The sequence below is a fragment of the Campylobacter concisus genome, assembly GCF_002913045.1.
Classification (GTDB): Bacteria; Campylobacterota; Campylobacteria; order Campylobacterales; family Campylobacteraceae; genus Campylobacter_A; species Campylobacter_A concisus_AP.
On sequence record NZ_PPAF01000035.1, the window covers coordinates 338,729 to 360,919 of the forward strand.

Annotated in this window: 21 protein-coding genes; all 21 read right to left on the reverse strand. The window is 40.2% G+C overall.

Going from position 1 to position 22,191, the window contains the following annotated elements:
• Positions 1-19: 19 nt before the first annotated feature.
• On the reverse strand, positions 20-4,726 hold the full coding sequence (locus CYP43_RS05655; protein WP_103582817.1) for a hypothetical protein: 4,707 nt from the start codon (positions 4,724-4,726) through the stop codon (positions 20-22).
• A gap of 226 nt (positions 4,727-4,952) precedes the next feature.
• Entirely contained in the window at positions 4,953-5,810 is an 858-nt protein-coding gene (sdhE, locus tag CYP43_RS05660; RefSeq protein WP_103582818.1) for an 8-methylmenaquinol:fumarate reductase membrane anchor subunit, read from the reverse strand.
• Between the two features lie 2 nt (positions 5,811-5,812).
• On the reverse strand, positions 5,813-6,778 hold the full coding sequence (sdhB, locus tag CYP43_RS05665; RefSeq protein WP_103582819.1) for an 8-methylmenaquinol:fumarate reductase iron-sulfur subunit: 966 nt from the start codon (positions 6,776-6,778) through the stop codon (positions 5,813-5,815).
• A 9-nt stretch (positions 6,779-6,787) separates the two neighbouring features.
• Positions 6,788-8,650, reverse strand: a complete 1,863-nt coding sequence (sdhA, locus tag CYP43_RS05670; protein WP_103582820.1) for an 8-methylmenaquinol:fumarate reductase flavoprotein subunit — start codon at positions 8,648-8,650, stop codon at positions 6,788-6,790.
• Between the two features lie 398 nt (positions 8,651-9,048).
• The gene (locus tag CYP43_RS05675; protein ID WP_103582821.1) at positions 9,049-10,062 is read right to left on the reverse strand and encodes an ABC transporter substrate-binding protein; all 1,014 of its coding nucleotides are present in this window, start codon (positions 10,060-10,062) and stop codon (positions 9,049-9,051) included.
• Positions 10,063-10,073: 11 nt separating this feature from the next.
• Positions 10,074-10,559, reverse strand: coding sequence for an ABC transporter ATP-binding protein (locus CYP43_RS09670; RefSeq protein WP_258032163.1), 486 nt, complete (start codon positions 10,557-10,559; stop codon positions 10,074-10,076).
• Between the two features lie 16 nt (positions 10,560-10,575).
• Entirely contained in the window at positions 10,576-10,848 is a 273-nt protein-coding gene (locus CYP43_RS09675) for an ATP-binding cassette domain-containing protein (RefSeq protein WP_258032164.1), read from the reverse strand.
• Positions 10,845-11,483 carry a FecCD family ABC transporter permease gene (locus tag CYP43_RS09680; RefSeq protein ID WP_345917496.1) on the reverse strand — a complete coding sequence of 213 codons (639 nt, stop codon included), beginning with the start codon at positions 11,481-11,483 and terminating at the stop codon, positions 10,845-10,847. The genes CYP43_RS09675 and CYP43_RS09680 overlap by 4 nt, the downstream gene beginning before the upstream one ends.
• Positions 11,447-11,824 carry an iron ABC transporter permease gene (locus CYP43_RS09685; protein WP_257640274.1) on the reverse strand — a complete coding sequence of 126 codons (378 nt, stop codon included), beginning with the start codon at positions 11,822-11,824 and terminating at the stop codon, positions 11,447-11,449. The genes CYP43_RS09680 and CYP43_RS09685 overlap by 37 nt, the downstream gene beginning before the upstream one ends.
• Positions 11,825-11,847: 23 nt before the next feature.
• Entirely contained in the window at positions 11,848-12,687 is an 840-nt protein-coding gene (locus tag CYP43_RS05690) for a class I SAM-dependent methyltransferase (RefSeq protein ID WP_103582822.1), read from the reverse strand.
• Positions 12,688-12,772: 85 nt separating this feature from the next.
• The gene (locus CYP43_RS09690; protein ID WP_258032181.1) at positions 12,773-13,510 is read right to left on the reverse strand and encodes a TonB-dependent receptor domain-containing protein; all 738 of its coding nucleotides are present in this window, start codon (positions 13,508-13,510) and stop codon (positions 12,773-12,775) included.
• Positions 13,498-13,992 (reverse strand): hypothetical protein, encoded by a 495-nt coding sequence (locus CYP43_RS09695; RefSeq protein ID WP_258032165.1) that lies wholly within the window; start codon positions 13,990-13,992, stop codon positions 13,498-13,500. Before CYP43_RS09695 ends, CYP43_RS09690 begins: the two co-directional genes overlap by 13 nt.
• A complete protein-coding gene (locus CYP43_RS09700; protein WP_258032166.1) occupies positions 13,964-14,185 on the reverse strand; it encodes a hypothetical protein in 222 nt (73 codons plus the stop codon). Before CYP43_RS09700 ends, CYP43_RS09695 begins: the two co-directional genes overlap by 29 nt.
• Before the next feature lie 62 nt (positions 14,186-14,247).
• Complete coding sequence (locus CYP43_RS09705) at positions 14,248-14,943, reverse strand: Plug domain-containing protein (RefSeq protein WP_258032167.1); 696 nt, start codon at positions 14,941-14,943, stop codon at positions 14,248-14,250.
• 305 nt (positions 14,944-15,248) lie between these two features.
• On the reverse strand, positions 15,249-15,800 hold the full coding sequence (locus tag CYP43_RS05700) for a 2-oxoacid:acceptor oxidoreductase family protein (protein WP_103582823.1): 552 nt from the start codon (positions 15,798-15,800) through the stop codon (positions 15,249-15,251).
• Positions 15,797-16,642 (reverse strand): 2-oxoglutarate ferredoxin oxidoreductase subunit beta, encoded by an 846-nt coding sequence (locus CYP43_RS05705; RefSeq protein WP_103582824.1) that lies wholly within the window; start codon positions 16,640-16,642, stop codon positions 15,797-15,799. The genes CYP43_RS05700 and CYP43_RS05705 overlap by 4 nt, the downstream gene beginning before the upstream one ends.
• On the reverse strand, positions 16,632-17,762 hold the full coding sequence (locus CYP43_RS05710) for a 2-oxoglutarate synthase subunit alpha (RefSeq protein ID WP_103582825.1): 1,131 nt from the start codon (positions 17,760-17,762) through the stop codon (positions 16,632-16,634). The genes CYP43_RS05705 and CYP43_RS05710 overlap by 11 nt, the downstream gene beginning before the upstream one ends.
• Positions 17,759-18,070 (reverse strand): 4Fe-4S dicluster domain-containing protein, encoded by a 312-nt coding sequence (locus tag CYP43_RS05715; RefSeq protein ID WP_103582826.1) that lies wholly within the window; start codon positions 18,068-18,070, stop codon positions 17,759-17,761. The genes CYP43_RS05710 and CYP43_RS05715 overlap by 4 nt, the downstream gene beginning before the upstream one ends.
• An 8-nt stretch (positions 18,071-18,078) precedes the next feature.
• Positions 18,079-18,972 carry a lactate/malate family dehydrogenase gene (locus tag CYP43_RS05720; protein ID WP_103582827.1) on the reverse strand — a complete coding sequence of 298 codons (894 nt, stop codon included), beginning with the start codon at positions 18,970-18,972 and terminating at the stop codon, positions 18,079-18,081.
• A gap of 4 nt (positions 18,973-18,976) precedes the next feature.
• Entirely contained in the window at positions 18,977-21,151 is a 2,175-nt protein-coding gene (locus CYP43_RS05725) for an NADP-dependent isocitrate dehydrogenase (protein WP_103582828.1), read from the reverse strand.
• An 83-nt stretch (positions 21,152-21,234) separates the two neighbouring features.
• Positions 21,235-22,179, reverse strand: a complete 945-nt coding sequence (mltG, locus tag CYP43_RS05730) for an endolytic transglycosylase MltG (protein ID WP_103582829.1) — start codon at positions 22,177-22,179, stop codon at positions 21,235-21,237.
• Positions 22,180-22,191 lie beyond the last annotated feature (12 nt).

Here is a 22,191-nt window from a genome sequence, read left to right on the forward strand (position 1 = left end):
TTCTATAAATTTAAATTTCTTATAATAAATCGACCTGTACACCATCTTGGATCTCAAGAAAGACGGTGTGTCTTGTGTTTATTGTATTTCCATTGATGGTTTCTTGGCGATTAAATGTCGCTTTATATACTTGATTTACTGCGTCACCCTCACTTGTAACATCTACCTTGTTGTACATGTCACCGACAACGCTATGTTTTCTATTTAACGTAGCAACATCAGCTTTTGTAGCTTTTACAAAGTCATGCGTGAGCTGTACTAGGTCCTTGCTGTCGCCTATTACTTTTAGAACTGTATTTACGCTCTCACTAGCTACACTATTGCTTGCATCCTTTGTGTTTCTGCTATCAATAATATCAAAGACACCATCTGGGCTAAATTTTATAGATACCGCTTGATCGGCACTGCCTAGTTGAATCTTTTCAAAGTTATTTATCTTTTTAACATTATCTAAATTTGAAAAATCCACATCATCAACTACTATCAGAGTATCCACGCCACCTCTACCATCTATCGCCCTACCCTTACTATAAACAAAGGCGTCGTCTAGGTTACCACCTTTTATATCACCCTCTTGTCTTAGATATATTAGATCGCCAAAATTTGATTCGCCGTATTTACTAGCATCACTTAGCTCGTAAGAATTTGTAGTCCCTATCTTTTTTAGATGTCCATTTTGAATAAGTGCTTCAACATAATTATTACTAAAGAGATGCGTGCCGCTACCTTGTGCTCCAACTAGCATAGATGAAGGATATGGATCTTGAGGGCCATAAGTGTTTGCTACACTTTTTGGAAGCATATATAAAGATAAGTTCATCTCACCGGTTCCGTCCATATACTCCATGTCAAATTTATAAAAACCAGCTTTATCAAATGTAAAATCCCTACTCCACCACTGACCATTTTTACCATATGATGCTTCTGTTGATGGGTTTATATAAGTTGTTGCGCTTCCAAATTTTTGTGTCGTTCCATTTATAGTAAGCTCTGCATAGTTATGTAAGTCTGCTGCTCTCACAGAATATATTCCAGGTGCGCTTACATATATCCAGCCATTCATCTTCATAACAAGATCAGATCCAACAGGATTTGACTCGCCAAGGGTATAGTTGCCGGGTCTACCTTTTAAAACACCATTTACAAAGCTTATATTATCACCAGTGCCAGCAGCAGTATCGACGCCATTTCTAAATTTCTTTGGTGCATATGGATTAGACGCATCATATAAGGCACTATCTCCATGTCTACCAACTCTAGCTAGGTCCTCCGCATGCATATTTCCTTGATTAGACAAAGTCTTATAGTGCGTTCCTGAAGCAAACTGCACAACATCGTAGGTGGTAGAGGCACTTGGAGAATAAATTTCCATATAGTCTTTATAGATGGATTTGCCTCCTCTCATACTATAAACACCAGAATTGTTACCAACTCTAGCTCTCCATGACGGATCTACGTAGTTGTAAAACCACATATCAGCATCAAGACCGCTGTTACCAATAAATGTAACAGTACTAATAGATACGTTTCCTGCGGCGTCAGAATTTTTTATCATAAAATTTGCCCCAGTGCTATTGGCTGATAGGGCAAAATTTTCAGAATAGCTATGTGTATTATCAAGAGATGAGCTTTTGTGAACAGAATTTAGCAAATCATAAAGATCGACTTTATTTATGGTATTTTTATTAAGAGTGTTATTGCCATTTGAGTCGGTTCCGATACTACCTGAAATATCTACACTAGTAACATTAGACGTAGCATTTGGTGTGCCTATCGCATCTGGAGTAGCATCAAGATCGACTCGAACCAAGAGATCATCATCTTTTGTTTCATCACTTTTTAAAACAGTCGCTCTAATATTTGAGTATCTTTTATCTAGCTTTATCCCAAGCGCTTCAAAATCCATATTTACACGCTTGTCCGCACCTACAACTAGGTCTATATAGTTTTGTCCGTTTGGTAAAATTTTAGCATTACCATGATCATCTTCAAGAGCTAAACGAAGCTTGGTTCCAGGAGCACGGTCTACACCAAAGACTATATTTGGCTGCTCATCGTTAGTAAGCGAAATATTGTACTCTTTTATAGTTTTGCTCTCATTATCAAAGTTATTTTTCTGAATAACTTTTTCATTATCTCCTGCTCTTAAGTATTTTGCGATATTTATAACTCCTCCATCTATCTGCGTAGCAAGCTTTACATCGTCAATATACTCTAAAATTCCAAAGTCAAATAATCTACCACGGATACCATCAGTCGTCGTAGCCTCGCCAGGTGTTGTGATAGTCGCTCTAACCGGCGTAGAATGATCCATAGAAATAGGAACATCTGGTATGCTAAATTTACCACCAGCTATTGGAAGCGGTGCCGAACCATCACTTGGTATGGCTGTTAATCCATCATCGCTTATGGTATATTTGACAGTTGTTGTAACAGATGGTATGGTAGGAGTCGAGATCGTGACGTTTATGCTGCTTCCTGGTTTTGTATTATTAGGTAAGTAGATATCAAGATCGCTTTGAGTCGATGACGAGCCAGAAGGAGTTGTGATACTATCTATCAGTCCATCACCATCATTATCCCTTGCAAACTGCACCCTTATGCTATTATCTAGAGTTATCTTGTCTGTGACTGGGGCTGCTTTATTGCCAGCTTTGTCAGTAAATGTAGTTGTAAAATTTGTCGTAAGTCCATAAAGTCTTGTGGTGGTCTCTATGGTGCCATTATTTACACTAATAGGCACACCATCATCTCTCGTGGCACTATATACACCAGATGCGTTTTGAGAAATTTTAATAGTGATTTTATCTATTTTGCCATCACTTCCTGCGATATCTATCTCAAATTTATCACCATCTTTTGCATCGTTTGGAATTTTTATCTTTATCGGTGTCTTTACGCCATCAGGGCTAAAGCCACTCTCCTTACTGGTTAGAACACCATCTTTATCGCTATCTTTTGCAAACTGTACATGTGGAGATTTAATAGGTGCTACTGTGTCGCTTGAAATTTCACTTACATTTGAAGCTTTTGGAGTGCCAGTCGTACCATCAATGATTGTCGTACTTAGTCTTTTTATGCTTGGATCGCTCGAGTTTGTTGGATCAGCAATTGTTATCTTGCCATTTTCTATAGGGATAATTTCTGTGCCACCATCAAGCGTAGCGGTAAGTCCGTCAGATGAGATGGTATATGTCTTTGTTACGCTTGTTGGTGTACTAGCTGGATCATCAACTTTTATACGGATCTTGTCGCCAGCTGTAGCATTGTTTGGCACATAAATATCTATCATCAAGGCCGCGCTACCACTTTTTGCGAGCTCGGCCAAATTTATCATGCCATCTTTATTCTCATCAAGCGTAAAAACAGCGATTGGGTTGTTATTGTTTGCAATGGTTATGGTTTCAGTTGCACCTGGATTGCCCGACTTACTTATCATTTGGATATTTACATTTGTTGGAGTTGAAGATGAAATTTTAACCGCATTTGCTACATTAAAACCGACATTTCCACCACTTTCACTTATAAGCGGATAGCTCTCACCGCTCTCTTTATCTACAAGCATATTACCAGATGTTTTAACCAGCACTTTTTTATGTAAAGTTCCGTCAGGATTAGTGGTAGTTAGTTTTATCTTGTCACCTATTTTCATATTTGGTGATAAGATGACCTTTGCATCATCACTTGGTGTGCTAATTGCTGGATTAAAACTATTTTCGCTTGCATCTATGACGCCATCTCGGTTTAAATCTTTACCCAAAACTACCTTTTTAAAAGCAAGAGTTGGAGTGATGGTATCAACACTTGTGGCTATATTTGCCACAGATGAATTAGTGCCATTTGCTAGAGTGATGCTAGAATTTACACTAAATGTAGCATTTGGAGTGACAGCGACACTTGGAATGATAAATTCTTTTTGCTCTGGGTTTATAACATTTGGCACAATAGGTAAAATTTCACTTGGATTATTTATATTTATCACGCTTGTACCAGCTTGATCAACTTTATAAACAAGCATAGTCTTTACACCGTTATTTATGACTTCTAATGTCACTTTATCATTTGGCTTGAAGTCATTATTAAAAGCAACCGCTATACTTGTATAGTTTGGATCACCACCTGCTTCTGCAATATTTATATATCCGTCGCCATCAATGTCTTTTAAAATTCTAACACTTGGTGCTGTAATAACCGGAGCACTCTCTTTTTGCTCTACCGCTGCTACCGCACCGCTAATAGACCTATGTGCCAATGCCGACTCTTTTAATATGACTGGCAGTACAACCGCACCACCATCAACACCAATAATATTTGAGATGTGACCTTGTGTATCAAAATTTAAACCATTTATGCTTGCGAAGCTACTGCTGTGGCTTGAGCCATGAGAACTATGACTTGCGTTATGAGGGCTGTCGTCTTCGCCTTTGTTTTTTGTTTCTTCATTCTCAACAAGAAAATTTCTCTTATCTTCTTCTATCTGGGCTTCGCTGCCTTGCGTATTAAAATTTGCTTTTGATAGCTCTTTTGTGATGACGATAGTTTGGGGCTCAAGTAGCATAATAGGCGAAGCGTGATAGAAATTGATAACGACTGTATCACCACTACTTTGTGTTATGATCTCGTCGCCTAAAAATATCTCATCTCCCTGTTTTAGTGCGATCAACTTTCCATTGCGTTTTACAAATACTTTTCCACTTATTTTTGCGACTATACCAACGTTTTGCATATTTAGTCCTTTAAATTTAATAATCAATCCATTTAAAATTTCACGCGATTATAGCTAAAAAATATTTTATATAAATAAAAGAATTTACATAATAAATTTTATTATTTTTGACCCATTTTTATATTAAAAAATAAATTAAAATTTTTATAAAATGCCAAATTTGCTTTGTTTGTAATAGAAAAATAAATTTTAAGAATTTCCCACGCCAAAAGACGTGGGATAAAATTTACGCTATCTTGGTAGCGTCGATGATGTTTAGATCAAGTCCAAGATCCTCGACAGATAATCCAAGCGCAAGTCCTACAAGCTGAGATAGGTGGATGATTGGCTTTCTCACATTTGAGTGGTTCTCATCTTGATACCTCTCTTGGTAGATGTCAAGTTGCATTTGACAAAGTGGGCATGGTGTGACAACTACGTCAGCGCCGTTTTCATCGGCGTTATTTACGATCTGGCTTGACATTTTTCTTACAGATGTGCCAGCTGGGTAGCTAGCGTGGAATCCGCAGCAGTCAAGTCTTTTCTCAAATGGCACAATAGTAGCACCAAGTGCGCCTACAACGGTTTCAAAGCTCTTTGGATTGACTGAGTTTTCTCTATTATGTAGATCTTTTTCAGGTCTTAGGCTGTGGCAGCCGTAAAATAGCGCTACTTTTAGCCCGCTAAGTGGTTTAACAACCTTTGCTCTTAGCGTTTCTACGTTTTGATAAAGCACCCAAAGAAGACTTGTGATCTCGGTTGAGCCATTATATTTCATATTACCTTCAGCTAAAAATGTATTGATACGATCTTTTGCGCCCTTATCAAGCGTGCTTTTTGCTCTTGTTAGAGTTAGCATACAAGTTGAACATGTCGTAAGCATCGGCATATTCATCTGCTCTGCAAGCGCTATGTTTCTAGCATTTGCTACAAGCGTAGCGATAGGATCTACGTCTTGTGCTTGTTGGGCACCACAGCAGCTCCAGCCCTTTATCTCGTGAAGCTTCCAGCCAAGTATCGGAGCGATAGCCTCAAGCGACATCTTAGCCTCTTTAGCTGCTTGAGAGAGTACGCATCCTGGAAAAAAAGCGAATTCGTTTTGCATAATTACTCCTTACTAGCAGCTTTGCGAGCCGCATTTATCATTTTTACTAGATCATCATGTCCTTCTATGTCCTCTTCGCCGAAAATATGAAGTGGATTCATCTTGCCTGCAAGCATTAAATTTGCAGCGATATCCATTTTGCCCATATTTCTAAACACTCCCTCAGAGCGAAGTGCAAGCTTGATCTCATTTAGTCTACCTGAGCCATCAACTAGATCAGTTAAGAACGCCTCAGCGTGATCTGGTCCCATGCCATCATCAAAGCCTTTTTGTATAGCCATAATGCGAAGATCAGTTATATCCTTGCATGCGCTTATACCTTTTGGACAGCGATCAGCGCACTCTTGGCATTTTACACACATCCAAAGGCCATTATCGATAGCTGGTTTTAGATGTGGCATAGGATCTTTGCTACGTGAGTCAAAGGCAGCTCTATAAGCATGAACAAATACAAATGGCTGCATATAATCACTCGCATCAGCTTCAAGTTTATTACACTCGCTAGCGCACGCACCGCAAAGTATGCAGTCCCATTCAAGTGCTACTTTTTCATACTCTTTTTGACTTTGTTTACAGCCTTTTTCTGCGCTAAATTCTGACTTAGCAGTGATGCTAGGCCTAATCTTGCGTAAATTTTCGATACTTGGCTCCCAGTCCACTATAAGATCAGAGATGACCCTGAAATTTCCAAGTGGAGAAATTCTTATGCTCTCTGGATTGTCATACTCCGCCAAAAGCTCATTCATCTTTGTATCACAGGCTAGATATGAGTGACCATTTACTCTAACAGCGCACGCTCCACATATCGCTGAGCGGCAAGATGCTGTGAAATTTAACGTCGCATCCTTTTTTTGTTTGATATCAAGAAGCACTGTTAAAAGAGTTTTTCCCGCGATCTCTTCATTTGTTAGTTCATAAGTTGATTCATATTTTTTAGTTCCGTCAAAGCGGTCGATAATAATTTTCATCCTAGCTCCTTACTCTGGCTTCTTGCCGTCAAGTGAAAATATGCCTGTCACAACATCTTTGTAGCCAAGCTCCAACTTGCCGTCTTTTAGTGTGACTATGCTGTGTTTTAAGAAATTCGCATCATCTCTTTTTGGATAGTCCTCTCTTGTGTGAGCGCCACGGCTCTCAAGACGATTTTGCGCTGCAAGACATGCTGCACGAGAAAGGAGAATAAGGTTGCCAAGCTCGACATAGTCAGTAAATGCTGTGTTCATGACTGGGTTTTGATTTGGCACTTTAAGGGTGTTATATTTTGCTTGGATAGCTTCTAAATTTTTAGAGAGCTGATCAAGTTTTGCGCCAGTTCTAAAGATACCCATTAGATCCCAGTTGTTTTTACCAAGCTCTTCGCGAAGTGCGTACATATCATTTACACCGCCCTCGCCTGTTGCTATGGCTTTAAATTTATCCTGCCACATTTTTGCTAGCTCAGAAGTCTTTTTACCGCTTGAAAATTTTGCATTTTGCGCATAAGCTCCAGCACCCTTGCCAGCTAGATCGCCAGTTACAACTGCGTCAGTTAGGCTGTTTCCACCAAGGCGGTTTGCACCGTGAATAGATACGCATGATGCCTCACCACCTACATAAATTCCAGGAATTTTTGTACTCATATCATCAAATTTAGCTACCTCTATACCACCCATTGAGTAGTGAGCTGTTGGGCGGATAGGCACTGGTTGTTCGATTAGATCGATGTTTTGGAAAAGCATAGCAGTGTGGCGAATTTTTGGAAGCTTTTTCATAATAGTATCTTTGCCAAGGTGGCGAACGTCACAAAGCACGTAAGCGCTCATGCCCTCACCAAAGCCTCTACCCTCGCGAATTTCTGTCTCGATCGCACGAGCGACGACGTCACGAGGAGCTAGCTCCATCTTTTCGTGATAGTTTTTCATAAAGCGCTCGCCCTTGTTGTTTAACAAGTAACCACCCTCGCCACGAGCAGCTTCTGTGATTAGTGTGCCGCCATTTTGAACGCCAGTTGGGTGAAACTGAAGCATCTCAGGATCTTCAAAACCAAGACCTGCTTTAAGAGCAGCAGCGATGCCATCACCAGTTGCTATAAATGGAACTGATGTGCGGTTATAGAAGATTCTAGTGTATCCGCCAGTTGCGATGACTAGAGATTTGCAAAGAACTGGGTAAATTTGACCATCTTGGATGTTGCGAAGAACGACGCCTTCGACCTTGCCATCCTCAAGACCGATCTCAAGTAGCTCATGATCCATTAAAAATTTAACGCCAGCTGTAATAGCGTCGTCAAGACAGGCGTGCATCAAAACGTGACCAGTTTTGTCAGCTGCGTAGTTACAGCGCTTTTTGCTAGCGCCACCCATGAAGCGAAACGCAACATCACCATTATCTTTACGGGACACGTCGCCATTGTCTATACGAGAAAAGAGCATGCCATTGTGGTCTAGCTCGTGGATGACTGCGCCTGCTGCCTCGCAAAATTTCACTACCGCATCTTGGTCAGCAAGATAGGCCGCACCTTTTACAGTGTCGTAGGCGTGAAGCTTAAAGCTGTCTCCATTGCTAAAGTCGGTAACTCCATTTATGCCGCCCTCTGCCATACAGGTTGCGTTGCGAGATGGCATCATTTTTGTAGCAACTACGACGGTTGAGTTTGGATATTGCTTGCGAACGGCTGTTGCTGCACGAAGTCCAGCACCGCCAGAGCCGATTATTAGCACATCAACAGATGGCAAGCCACTTTCATTGCCCTTTGGCAACTCACCAGCAAAAACATTGGTCGCACCAGCTGTTGTAGCTAGTGCACCTACGCTGATACAGGCACTTTGCAGAAATTCTCTTCTGGTAAATTTTTCACTCATTGATAACTTCCTATCTTAGTAAATTTTTAACGTTTAAAACGCACCGCTAATTTATTTCTTAATATTTTTTAAAACAACTATATTAATTAAATAATTAATAATGAAACATTACATTAAATTTACTTAAAAGAAACATAAAGATTTATTTTAGATTAAGAAATGAGAGCTGATATTAAAATCAAAAAGGATAGAATGGGATTTTTTTAGGCGATTTATATAAATTTAGCGGTAGAAATTTTATAAGATGTATAAAAATTTCTACTAATTTGAAGTTTATTTTTATTTTTGAGTTTTTAAGCTTTGAAAGCTCTTTTTCTAGGAAATTAGGAAGATAAATTTACTTTTATACTTAAATAAATATATTAAATATAATAAATAACATTATTTTTGTCCTATTATCAAAATTCACCACTTGGGTGCAAAATTTCTTTTAGCTCGCCATCACTTAGCTTGTAGTTATAAAATCTCTCGTAAAACTCTTTTGTTTTTTGCTCTAAATTTAGATCGCTAAACTGCTCTGGGTAAAATGTCTTAGCCAGCCAAAGCGGATAAAGCGCACCCTCGGCACTTCTTACGCTCCAAAGATAAACACCACTTGGCACTACAAAAATTTGCCCGTTTTGCACAGCTTTTAGCTTGGCAAATGATGCGTTTTTGGCGATGGCATCGGCACTTTTTTGTGAATTTGTGATGATAATGTCTGGGTTAAAGATGATGACTTGCTCTTCGTTTATCGCTTTTGAAATTTTAAAATCTCCATCGCTTAGCTCTGAGCTTAAATTTATACCACCAGCCACGCTAATATACTCTGCGCCGATATCTTTTGAGCTAATGGTGTTAAAGTTTCCTGAGTTGTAGTTAAGCACCAAAACTCTCTTTTTTGGCGTTAAATTTGCTGTTTTTTGGCTTACAAATTTTATATTCTCGTTAAAATAGTCATTAAACTCACGCGCCCTTTTTATACTCTTTTCGCCCCAAATTTCAGCGATCTTTCTAAAGCTATCTTGTATCTCTTTGATGCTTTGAAATTTATCTATCTTCACAACGGCGATGCCAGCACTCTCAAGCTGAGCCTTGCTATTTTCATCAAACATCATACCAACTGGCCCAAAAACAACTTGCGTTTTTGAAGCGATGATAGTCTCGACGCTGCTGCTTAGCATGCCGCTTTTGTTGTCGTTGCTCTTTATCTTTGGAAAGATTTTTGACATGAGCGCAGGCAGTTTTGGCGCACCGCTAATTATATGATCCTCGTTGCCAAGCATCGCAGAGACCTGCACAAAAGCCCCTATCAAAGGCGTCGCACGCTCGATCACGTTAGGCACTTCTACCTTTTTATCGTCGCTATCAAGCACCACTCTTGCTTGCAAACTAACAAGCAAAAAAGCCAAAAGTAAAATTTTCTTAAACATATTTTCTCCTTTCAATCCACCATAACGCAAGAGTAATGCTCGCGCTCATCGATGATATTTTTCACCACTCGTATATCTACGCCGTAAATTTTCTTTAAATTTTCGCTACTCATAGCCTCGCTAGCCTCGCCGTAGATGTAGTTTTTATCACGCCCAAGCATCGCGACCTTTGCATTTAGATAAAAGACCTGCTCTGGCTGATGAGAGGTTAGGATGATGATATAGCCTTGCTTTGCGAGCTTTTTTATCTCTTTTAAAACTCGCATTTGGTTGCCAAAGTCTAAATTTGCCGTTGGCTCGTCAAGTAGCATCACCTTTGAGCGTTGCGCTAAAGCCCTAGCTATCAGCACCATTTGCCGCTCGCCACCACTTAGATCGGTGTAAATTTTATCTTTAAAGCTCTCTAAATTTAGCGTCTTTAACGCATCTAGCGCTATCTTCTCGTCCTCTTTGCTAGGGCGCTCAAATATACCAAGCCTTGCATTTGCACTCATCATCACGACGTCAAAAACGCTAAAGGCAAATGGCGGAGTGTGAGCTTGCGGGACATAGCTTATAAAGCTTGCTCTCTTTTTCGCTCATCTTTAGTGCGTCTTTGCCGTCTATTAAAATTTCTCCTCCAAGTGGCTTTAAAAAGCCAAGTATCGTCTTAAACGTCGTTGTTTTGCCAACGCCATTGCTACCAAGCAGGCAAAAGATGTCGCCATCTTGTAAATTCGCATTGAAATTTTCTATAACGACCTTTTTATCGTAGCCACAGCTTAAATTTTTGATCTTAAATTTCACGCAAAACCCTTTTTGCTCTTATAGAGCAGATAGACAAAAAGAGGCGCGCCAACTAGCGAAGTGATGACACCAAGTGGGATCTCGCTTGCCATTAGACTGCGTGAAGCGGTATCGACTATCAGTAAAAATAGCCCTCCGCCAAGCAGTGAAGCTGGAAAGAGTGTGATGAAATTTGCTCCCACGACAAAGCGCATGATGTGAGGGATGATAAGCCCCACCCAGCCCACGATACCGCAAAATGAGACGCAAGTGGCGGTTAGAAGCGTTGAGGCGATGATGATTATGATGTTGTAAAATTTGACATTTAGCCCCATCGCCCTAGCCTCTTCTTCGCCAAAACTAAGTGTATTTAGCTTATAGCGAAGCATAAAAAGTGGCACAAGACAGATCATAACTACGCAAAAAAGTAGAGCCAAATTTTTATATCCGCCGCTTCTTGCTAGGCTTCCCATCAGCCAAAAAGTAACTTCAGGCAGCTTATCTTCACTGTCAGCTAGAAATTTTATAAGCGAGCTAAGCGCCCCAAAAACAGATGAGATGACGATGCCAGTTAGCACCATCACGAGTAAATTTAGCCTACCCTTTGCGATGACGCTGCTTATAAAAACGACGGCAAAAACAGCAAAAGACCACAGCCAAAGGCACTAAGCTGCACGCCTATGTAGTTGAAATTTAAGATGATAGCCACGCTAGCTCCCACAGCTGCGCCACTTGAGACACCAAGGATGTCAGGCGAGACTAAAGGATTTTTAAAAAGTCCTTGATAGACAGCTCCAGAGCTAGCAAGCGCTGCTCCAACTAAGATGGCAAAAAGCACCCTTGGTAAGCGAATGAGCGTAAAGACCGTGTAGCCTTGCTCGTCGCTTGGTTGCTCGTTTAAAATGGCTGATCTTATAAACTCAAAAATTTGAGTGTAACTTATCTCGTAGCGTCCGATGCCTAGAGAGAAAAAAGAGCACCAGCAAAAGAAACGCAAATAATGCGAAAATGATCTTTTGGCTACTCAAATTTCATCTCCCGCACGTCCCACCAGATGAGATAGCTCTTTGTCTCTCTTTTAAATTTATATCCGTCATTTGTTTTAATAAGATACTTTTCCACGTTTTGTTTGTAAATTTCTTCTTTTTCGGGCGCGATCTCACCGACAAATCTAAAATAAGAAAACGCCTCTTCAAGGCTAGCAAAATCCCTCTCAAAAATGGTATCTATTATCTTTAAATTTGGATTTGCTCCCATGTCGTAAGCGATGTTAAAGATAAAGTTGTAGCCAAATCTCCTATCACTAAAACTTGTCTCGTTTTCATCTTTTATCCCTTTTAAAAAGTCTTGCCAGATATCTTTTAGGCTTGGATGGTCTGGCAAAAACGAGGTCATCACGACATATTTATTAGCAAATTTGCAAAGCTTTTTTATATCAAAAAGCCCAACTGAGCGTGATGCTAGTACGATGTCGTGTTTTGGCAGATCCTTTAAACTCTGCTCATCACTCCAGTCTTTTTGGATGAAATTTATATTTTTTACTCCAGCCTCTTTTGCATTTTTCTTGGCATACTCAAGCATTTTTGCAAATGGATCTAGCGCACTTACACTCTTTGCTAGCTTTGCAAGTGGCACGCTAAGCCTTGCTGGGCCACATCCCACGTCAAGCACGCTATCATCTTTTGTGATAGGTAAATTTGAGAGCAAATTTAGTGTAGAGGCCGTCTCCATGCCAGTCATCTCGTTATACATATCTGCGTAATCATCCCAATTTACGCCGCCATCTTTACCTTTTACTTTTTGCAAAGTAGGCAAAAACACTCGCTCCAAAATCGCTTGATAATCAACCAGCCCTTGCATCTTTCTCCCTTTGGTTATTTAAATCTACCCTATAAAAAGGGCAAATTTAAAGAGCCTAAAGCCAAAATAAATTTGGCTTTGGTTTTTAGAATTTGACTTGAGCAGAAAGCATAAAGGTTCTGCTTTGTCCTAAGAAAAGCGAAGTTCCGCGTCCAGCAATTGCTCCATCCACATCAGATGGGAACATTCCTGCCCAGTATTTTTTATCAAAGAGGTTATTTATGTCAAATCTTATAGTTGTCTCTTTGCCTAGCCAAGCTTTTGTAGTGTATCTAGCTCCAATATCGGTTGTGAAGTAGCCATTTACACTATGAGCGTTGGCATTGTCTATGTAGCGTTTACCTGTGTAGTGAAAATTTGTTGTAAATGCAAGTTTATTTGTGCTAGGAACTGCATAGTCAAACAAGACATTTGCTTGAAATTTTGGCTCACCGATAACTGTTTTGCCTTCAGACACACCGTCTTTAGCATTTTTTATCTTAGCATCAAGAAGTGTAAAGCCACCATACATACTTAAAGTATCAATAAGCTTTCCACCAGTAGTTAGCTCAAAGCCGCGGTTTCTTTGTGTGCCTTGAATTTTATACTCTGCACTTGCTCCGCTACCGACTAGATATGCTACCGGGCGTTTGATCTCAAATACCGCAGCTGATAGATCAAGCTCACCTAGTCTTGCTTTTGCACCGATCTCATATTGTTTACTTCTGATAGGCTCTATTACGATCATTTCTCCTCGTCTTGGATGTATGCTCGGAAAAGTATATGACGTTTGTTCATCTGAGATACTATCTGCGTATGTCGTATAAAGATTTAAATTTTCAATAGGCTTATAAACAAAACTGACCGCATAACTTTGTCCATTTTGTCATAAGTTTTTGTCTTTTTGCCAGTATTTTTATTTATGACATTGCTTTGAAACCATGAATTTGAAAAAGATAAGATAGTGCTAAATTTATCGTTTAAAGCTATATCATCTACCAATACTATATTTTTAGTATCAGAGTATCTTGATTTATATAAACCATCGCCTCTACTTACATGAGCATTATTAAAAATCACTGGGTTACTTAAATAAGAATTGCCGTAATCTTTTTTGTCACCAGTAGTTTTTCCTGAATAAATTTTAAATCTATATCCATTAGTTGCTAAACCTACGTTATGCACTATACTTCCTGTTTCAAAACTGGTGTTAGCTTTGGCAAACCAACCATAGACTTGAAATTTACCAGAAGCACCACCACGAGTATAATCTTCTTTTACATTAAATTTGCCGTCACTATTTAAAAAAAGTATTACTAGGACCATACATATTTCTTAAAGCCTTTTGCCACTGATAGCCACCTTCAAAGTACCAGTTCTCTGTTGGAGCGTATTTTAGTTTTACGCTAGCTGTCGTTGTTTTAAGGTGATTGCCACCAAAAGACTGCTCAAGTCCTCTTTTGGTATCTTTTACAGGGCTTGGTACATCAAAGTCTGCAACTCCGTTTGTTAATGGCATACTAAATCCACCCAGCATACCTGAGTTTTTATGCTCATAGTAGCTAAAGCTTGTCTCAAGTGTTAAATTCTCTGTAAGGTAAAATCAAGTCCTAATGAGGCTAAGCGACGAGAAAATTTACTATCTTTGGCATTCTTTTCACCGCCTGAGTAGTAAAAGACGCCTCTATATCCAACTTTTTCAAATTTGTTTGAAGTATCAAGTCCTACGCCCAAATTTGACCTTGAGCTGTAATCAGTCCAGATAACGTTTTGAAGTGAAACTGGGCGTTTACGAGAGTATAGGAAATATCCAGAAGGTGTAGCACCACCATAAAGTGAGCCAGCAAGTCCGTTTTGAATTTGTAAGCTCTCAAACATCGCCATAGGTATAGCTGTGGTTGATGAAGCATAAAAGCCATCCCAAAGAACGTTACCTACGACCGAACCTTGAAAACCACGAGTTTGCGGACGACCAACATCGCCACCGCCACGATATTGAATTTGTGCTGAGGGGAAGTACCTAACTGCATCTTCAAAGCCTTGAACGCCTTGATTATCAAGAACCTCTTTTGAGATCGTATTTACTTTATAAGGCATATCTAAAACTTTTTTGTCAGCCAAAGGACCAGCGGCTACTCTTTTGCTTAAAATTCCCTCATCAATACCGCTCTCGCTGATGTTGTCACCAACTGAATTTACTTCAACACCCTTAAGCTTTGTCGTTTGCACAGCAAAAACTTGACTTAAAAACCACTGCACATCAAAAGTGCAGCACATATTGCAACTGAGATTTTGTAACTCAATTTTTACTCCTTTTACAAAAATTTACATCTGAAATATTACTAAAACAAATATTAAATATAATTTATTAACTTATTAAATATTTAAAAATACATTTTATTTAAGAAAGCTAAAATAAGGCATTATGAGAACTATTTTTAAAAATTTCATAGCTTTGATAAGATAAACAAATACTATAAATATAATCTCTTATATCGATAAGTGATGCTTAAAATTTTAAGAAAAGTAATAATTGATTTTTCTGTTTATTGTAGAAATTTTGGCTAAAAATTAGCCAAAATTTATTTTAGAAGCTCTTTTGCGTATTTTAGACCTAGATCGTAAGCTTTTGCATTTGCCTCTTTGACCTTTTCAGGCACGCTTGACAGCATCTCTTCACGCACTAAATCTTCATCCATGCACCCACTCATAGCCACAGCCACGCCAAGAGCCACAATGCTTTGAGTGATGACATTTCCTACCTCGTCTTTTGCGATAGAGATGATAGGAATTTCATAAATTTTCCAGCGCTTTTTGTCTTCATCGCTCACTTTTACCAAATTTGGCTCAACCACGATCGCGCCGCCCTCTTTCACACCACTTTTAAAGGCATCATAGCTTATCTGTGCGGTTGCTAGCATGAAGTCTATCTCACCCTCGTTTGCATAAGGGTATAAAATTTCTTTCTCGTCAAGTATGATATCGACCTTCGTTGGGCCGCCACGCACCTGAGATGTGTAGGTAGAGGCCTTCACACCGTATCCGCCTGCTTTTATCTTAGCAGCTGAGAGGATCTCGCCTGCTAGTATGACGCCCTGTCCGCCAACGCCGACAAATCTTAATTGTGACTTCATGCTAGCTCCTCAAAATTTATCTTCTCACCACTCATAGCAGCCTTTCTTACCCTATCGTAAGCCTTGGTGTATTCTATCTTTTCTTCATCTTTATGAAGCACACCAAGTGGGAAAATGCCCTTTTTCTCCTCATCACTTAACATGTCAAATTTGACCTTGCTCGTCGTGCGGCCCTTTATCCACTCTAAATTTTTCACCGCCTCACCCATTTTGTTCTTGCGACCTAAATTTATATGGCAGTTTGAAAATACATCAAAAAAGCTGTATCCATCGTGGCTAAAGCCCTCTACAAAGAGCTTTGTAAGCTTCTCTGGCTCGATGACGCTGCCACGCGCTACAAAGCTAGCACCTGCGGCGGTTGCGAGCTTACAGGCGTCAAAACTAGGATCGATGTTGCCATACTGCGCTGTGACCGTCCACATGCCCTTTGGCGTGGTTGGGCTGGTTTGCGAGTTGGTTAGCGCGTAGATGAAGTTGTTTATCAATATATGATTTAGCCCGATATTTCGGCGGCATCCGTGTATCGTGTGATTGCCTCCGATCGCTAGCCCGTCGCCATCGCCAGTTACCACGATGACGTGTTTATCTGGATTTGCCATCTTTACGCCAGTGGCGTAGGCTACGGCTCTGCCGTGAGTTGTGTGAATGGTGTTGCAGTCGAGGTATCCGCTAAAGCGGCCAGAGCAGCCTATGCCTGAGACCACGCAAACGTCGTTCATACCCCAGCCCATGGTATCGATAGCGCGGATGAGCGCCTTTAGTATGACACCGTCGCCGCAGCCCCAGCACCAAAGAGTAGGCATTTTATCTGTTCGTAAATATTTATCATAATTAAAAGCCATAAATTTCTCCTATCTTCGCCTCAATCTCGCTTGGGCTTATCGGTCTGCCGTTTGCTTTTAGCAGTTTTGCAAAGTCATCTCTTAAGATGATCTTTGAAATTTCGCCGCTATATTGACCTAAATTTAGCTCACAGACTAAAATTTTCTTAAATTTATTTGATATCTCTTTTAGCTTCTTAGCTGGAGCTGGGAAAAGTGTGAGCGGCTTAAATAGCCCTACTTTTAGCCCTTTTTCACGTAAATTTAAGATCGCTTGCTTGACCGAAAGCGCCACGCTACCAAAGGCGATGATGCAAATTTCAGCATCATCAAGCATAAACTCTTCAAATTTCTCACACTCATCAGTGTGTAAATTTATCTTATTAAACAGCCTATTCATCGAGTATTCAACGATCTTGCCATCTTCAGTCGGAAAGCCAGTAGCGCCGTGATGAAGCCCAGTTATGTGGTAGTGATAGCCTTTAAAGAAAGGATTTAGCGTGGCTGGCTCATCAGGTGCCGCCTCGTAAGGTTTATACTCTTTTGGCTCGCCACTAAATTCTTTTCTTTTATAAATTTCTAACTCGCTGATCTCTGGCAAACGCACCCTTGCTTGCATGTGACCTATCGTCTCATCAAGTAGCAGCATAACTGGCGTCATAAACCTAGCTGCAAGATTAAACGCTCGAACCGTCTCAGTGTAGCACTCCTCTAGGCTACTAGGGGCTAAAACCATCATATTTACATCGCCGTGAGTTGGGTTCTTGGCCTGTAATATATCACCTTGCGCGACGCGGGTTGGTAGGCCAGTTGATGGGCCGCCGCGCATGACATTTACGATGACAAGCGGGATCTCAGCGATAAAGCCAAGGCCTATTTGCTCAGCCTTTAGTGAAATTCCAGGTCCTGAGCTAGCAGTCATTGCCTTAGCGCCACTCGCACTTGCGCCAAGAGAAACTGAAATCCCAGCTATCTCATCTTCCATTTGTATAAATGTGCCACCATGTTTTGGTAAAAGCACGCTTAGTTCATGGGCGATTTCGCTACTTGGAGTGATAGGATATCCGCCAAAGAAGTTACAGCCGCACTCGACCGCAGCCCTGGCTACTAGGGCATTTCCTGTTGATACCAGCTCTCTCATGCACTCTCTCCAAGCTTTGCAAATTTATTTGCCTTTACAGCCACAGCTCGCTCTTTGCTCTCAGGCGTTAGCTTTGCAAATTTAAAGCCTTTTTCAGCCACATAAATGGCAAAATCAGGGCAGTGAAGCTCACAGTCGCGACAGCCTATACATGAGTCAGCATAGACGACCTCTATCATCTTGCCAAGCACCGCCTTTGGCTCAAGTCTCATCGCTAGCACACCTGCTGGGCAGTAGCTCACGCAGACATCACAGGCTTTACACCTGCTCTCATCGACCCAAACAGGTACGTTTTCTTTTACTATCATCTATATTCCTAATCCAAATTTTCTTTTAAAAATTTAATGTTTTTTCTAATATCAGCTTCGCTTTTACTTAGCTGTTCTTGCTCACTTTCATTTATATTTAGCTCTAAAATTTCTTTTAAGCCCTCACGTCCAAGCCTTACTAGCCTGCCGCAACTTAGTTCATCATCAAGAAGTACACTAGCACTTAAAATTTCATCACTCTTGCCCATGATCGCTTCACACATTTTCACAACTGCAGCCGCTGGTGCGTAATATGCTGATGTGCCAAGAAGCTTAACGATCTTTGCGCCACCTGTGCTTGTCTCTTTTTTAAGAGTTGCAAGCTCATTTTCGTTTAAATTTTCGCTAATGTTACTAGCAGATACGATCATCTCGTCGTTGTGAGCGCCAATTATCTTTGTCTTTAGCCCTTTTGCATCTTTATCTTTTAGAAGTGCTAGCTCATATCTGCATCTTGCACCATCAAGCTCACCAGCCATGCCGATCACTTTATTTTTGCTAAAACCGCTAAATTTATGAGCCGTCCAGACCATCACATCAAGCGGATTTGTCACGACGATTATCACCGCATTTGGTGCAAATTTTGCGATATTTTGAGCTGTTTGTTTTACGACTACGGCATTTTTAAGGAGCAAGTCCTCTCTTGTTTGACCCTCTTTTCTTGGGCTCCCAGCAGTTACCACTACGATATCACTGCCCTCTATTAGCATAAAGTCATCGCCACCGCAAACGGTAGTTTTAGCATTAAAAACGCAGCTTGACTGTGCTAGATCGATAGCCTTTGCACGTGCCACGTCACCAAATATATCCACAAGCGCGATCTCATCGCAAACTTCTCTCATACAAAGCGCATAAGCTATGCTTGCACCGACGTTTCCAGCTCCAACTATACTTATTTTCATTTTCTCATCCTATTATTTGATTTAAAATTTTGCTTGGTCTCATGACCCCATTTGCCCTCACTTCATCTGGCAAATAATATCCGCCAAATTCCACGCTTGCACCATCATTTTGTCTTATCTCTTTTAAAATTTCGCTCTCATTTTTCTCTAGCTCGTCTGCTAAATTTTCAAAAATTTTACTTAAAATCCCGCCACTTTTTGCCATCTCTCTTGCCCAAAATATCGCTAGATAAAAGTGCGACTCTCTGGTATCAAGAGTGGCATTTGGCGTTTTGTTTTCGTCCAAATAGCTAGCAACGGCTCTATTTAGCGCATCACTTAGCTCTTTTGCCTCTTTTTTTTGCTTAGCAAATGCCAAATGCTCGAGCGAAGCACTAAGCGCTAAAAACTCGCCGAGGCTATCCCAAAGTAGATGATTTTTCTCTTTTAGCTCTTTTACAAGCGTAGGAGCCGTTCCGCCAGCACCTGTTTCAAACATCGCTCCACTAGCAAGTAGCGGCACAACTGAGAGCATTTTTGAGCTGCCACCTAGCTCAAAGATCGGGAAAAGATCGGTTAAATAATCTCTTAAAACGTTACCAGTTACGCTTATAACGTTTTTGCCAGCTCTTATTGCCTTAAGCGTTTTTGTAGTCGCTTGCTCGTAGTTTAAAATCTCAAATTTTACGCCAGCGCTAGCAAATTTCTCTCTAAATCTTTCAAATTTAGCTATCAAATTTCTATCATGAGCACGGCTACTATCTAGCCAAAAAATAAGCTCATCTTTTGAAATTTCGCCTCTTTTTAAAGCTAGCTCAAACCACGCATTTATCGCATCATCCTTTGCCTGCGTCATCCTAAAAATGTCGCCCTTTTTGACGCTAAATTTAAAGATACTCTCACCAGCCTCATCAAAAACTACAAATTCTCCATCTTCTTTTGCGATGAAAGTCTTATCATGGCTGCCGTATTCCTCAGCCTTTTTAGCCATTAGCCCCACGTTTGCTACGCTACCGATCTTGCTCACATCAAGCGCGCCATGCTCCTTAAAGTCCGCCACACAGGCCTCATAAACCCTAGCGTATGTTCTATCTGGGATCATGCAAAGCGAGAAATTTAGCTCGCCGCTTCTATCTTTTACCTTGCCAGAGTTTCTAATTAGCGCTGGCACGGAGGCATCGATAATAACGTCATTTGGCACATCAAAGTTGCTAGCACTTTCATTTAATGTCCAAATTTTTGCCTTTTTGCTCAAAATTTCATCAAATTTAGCCAAAATTTCATCTTTATTTTTAAGAGTTGAAATTTTAGAAAACATATCTTTTAAACCATTTTTTGCCTCAACGCCGTGAGCTTTAAACTCCTCATCAAACAGCTCAAAAACCTCTTTAAAATAGCTCTTTATCGCGTGAGCAAAGATGACTGGGTCGCTAACTTTCATCATCGTGCATTTTAGATGCAAACTTAAGGTCAAATTCTCTTTTTTTGCCTCTTCAAAACAGTTTTCATAAAATTTATCTAGCTCATCTACGCTTAAATATGTAGCATCTACGATCTCGCCGCTTTGGATGGCAAGCTCTTTTAAAAGCTCTTTTTTGCCCTCCAAACTTATGAAATTTACATAAAATTTCTCATCTTTACTAGCAATAATAGAGCGCTCATTCTCATAAAAATCGCCCTTTTGCATGTAGCAAATTTTTGTCTTATTTGCCTTATCCCAGTCACCGTTGCTGTGCGGATGCTTTTTGGCAAATTCTTTAACAGGTGGCAAAACTCTTCTATCTGAGTTTCCTTGCCTAAGAACTGGATTAACCGCGCTGCCAAGCACTTTTTGGTATTTTTTAGCAACCTCTTCGTCGTAGTCTGTGATGATCTCATCTGGATAAAATGGCACGTTTATGCCTTTGCTTCTAAGCTCCTCAATCGCCGCTTTTAGCTGAACAAGCGTGGCTGAGATGTTTGGCAGTTTTATGATGTTTGCCTCTTTGTGCGCGGTTAGCTCACCCAAAAGTTCTAGCTCATCGGACTTATTTAGTCCAAGCTCTTTGCTAAAAAGAGATAAAATTCTCCCAGCTAGGCTAATATCGGCCCTAGTTATGCTAATGTCAGCGCGTGATAAAAAGCTCTTTACGACAGGAAAGAGAGAGTAGCTTGCGAAAAGCGGTGCTTCGTCAGTTTTGGTCCAGATAATGTCACTCATTTTAGCCCTTTTAGTTTTTTAAAATTTATCACTTTCTTTATTAAATCTCGTTGTATTTTAGGCATTTGTCGCAAATTCTAGCTCTATTTTCCTATATTTTGGTTGTGCTCGCTTAAGGTTTTTGAAAAAATGTGTTTTTTCGCCTTTTTATCAAGCACAAAGTATAAATAATCGCTCTTTGCAGGATTTATCGCCGCTTTGATCGCGCTTATCGAGACCGAGCAGACCGGACTTGGCGGGATACCATCGTTTAGATATGTATTAAACTCACTCATATCGCTTTTTATGCGCTCAGCCGTGATCACATCGTGCGAATAAATTCCATAGTTTAGTGTGCCATCCATCTGCAGCCTCATGCCTTTATTTAGGCGGTTATAAATGACTGAGGCGACAAGTGGCATCTCGGCATCATTCGCCGCTTCTTTTTGGATGATTGAAGCAATCGTTAAAATTTTAAACCATTTTTTCTCATTGTATTCGCCAAAAATTTTATTGCTGATCTCGCTTTGAGCCTTTCTTGACGAATTTACAAGATAAAAAGCAAGGTGCCTTTCGCTGATGCCTATTGGAATTTTATATGTATTTGGCATCAAAAAGCCATCACTCACTGGAGCAAGGGCGTTATATTCGCTATTTAATTTGACTGGATCAAGTCCTAGCTGGGCGGCGATCTGGTTTAAAAAAACGATAGTCGTTTCGCCTGGTATTAGCGTTATCTCGGTTAAAGCCGCTTTTGACTTTGCAAGTTTTTTTAAAAAATCAACCCTTGAAATTTTATCTTGACCGATCTCTATCCAGCCAGATTGCGGAGGGCCGATAAAAAGTATGGCGTATTTGTCTATCACGCTTAAGTTAAAGTTGCGATTAGCTAAATAAGATATAATCTCGCCCACACTTCCCTTTGGTATAAAAACGACCTTGCTTGTGTTTATAGGGCGTGCCAAATAGACAAAAATACTTAGGAAAATGATGGCTACGATATCAAAAAAAATGTCTAAATATGGCTTTTTCATAAAATTTTTTATCATCTTGATTCTTTC

Coding starts and splice junctions, on each gene's coding strand:
- CYP43_RS05725 (WP_103582828.1), bottom strand. CDS start 21,151: ATGAGTGACATTATCTGGACCAAAACTGACGAAGCACCGCTTTTCGCA.
- CYP43_RS05675 (WP_103582821.1), bottom strand. CDS start 10,062: ATGTTTAAGAAAATTTTACTTTTGGCTTTTTTGCTTGTTAGTTTGCAA.
- sdhA (WP_103582820.1), bottom strand. CDS start 8,650: ATGAGTGAAAAATTTACCAGAAGAGAATTTCTGCAAAGTGCCTGTATC.
- CYP43_RS05690 (WP_103582822.1), bottom strand. CDS start 12,687: ATGCAAGGGCTGGTTGATTATCAAGCGATTTTGGAGCGAGTGTTTTTG.
- mltG (WP_103582829.1), bottom strand. CDS start 22,179: ATGATAAAAAATTTTATGAAAAAGCCATATTTAGACATTTTTTTTGAT.
- CYP43_RS05705 (WP_103582824.1), bottom strand. CDS start 16,642: ATGGCTTTTAATTATGATAAATATTTACGAACAGATAAAATGCCTACT.
- CYP43_RS05720 (WP_103582827.1), bottom strand. CDS start 18,972: ATGAAAATAAGTATAGTTGGAGCTGGAAACGTCGGTGCAAGCATAGCT.
- CYP43_RS05700 (WP_103582823.1), bottom strand. CDS start 15,800: ATGAAGTCACAATTAAGATTTGTCGGCGTTGGCGGACAGGGCGTCATA.
- CYP43_RS09705 (WP_258032167.1), bottom strand. CDS start 14,943: ATGTGCTGCACTTTTGATGTGCAGTGGTTTTTAAGTCAAGTTTTTGCT.
- CYP43_RS05710 (WP_103582825.1), bottom strand. CDS start 17,762: ATGAGAGAGCTGGTATCAACAGGAAATGCCCTAGTAGCCAGGGCTGCG.
- CYP43_RS05715 (WP_103582826.1), bottom strand. CDS start 18,070: ATGATAGTAAAAGAAAACGTACCTGTTTGGGTCGATGAGAGCAGGTGT.
- sdhB (WP_103582819.1), bottom strand. CDS start 6,778: ATGAAAATTATTATCGACCGCTTTGACGGAACTAAAAAATATGAATCA.
- CYP43_RS05655 (WP_103582817.1), bottom strand. CDS start 4,726: ATGCAAAACGTTGGTATAGTCGCAAAAATAAGTGGAAAAGTATTTGTA.
- CYP43_RS09670 (WP_258032163.1), bottom strand. CDS start 10,559: ATGATGAGTGCAAATGCAAGGCTTGGTATATTTGAGCGCCCTAGCAAA.
- CYP43_RS09700 (WP_258032166.1), bottom strand. CDS start 14,185: ATGCCATTAACAAACGGAGTTGCAGACTTTGATGTACCAAGCCCTGTA.
- sdhE (WP_103582818.1), bottom strand. CDS start 5,810: ATGCAAAACGAATTCGCTTTTTTTCCAGGATGCGTACTCTCTCAAGCA.
- CYP43_RS09695 (WP_258032165.1), bottom strand. CDS start 13,992: ATGGTCCTAGTAATACTTTTTTTAAATAGTGACGGCAAATTTAATGTA.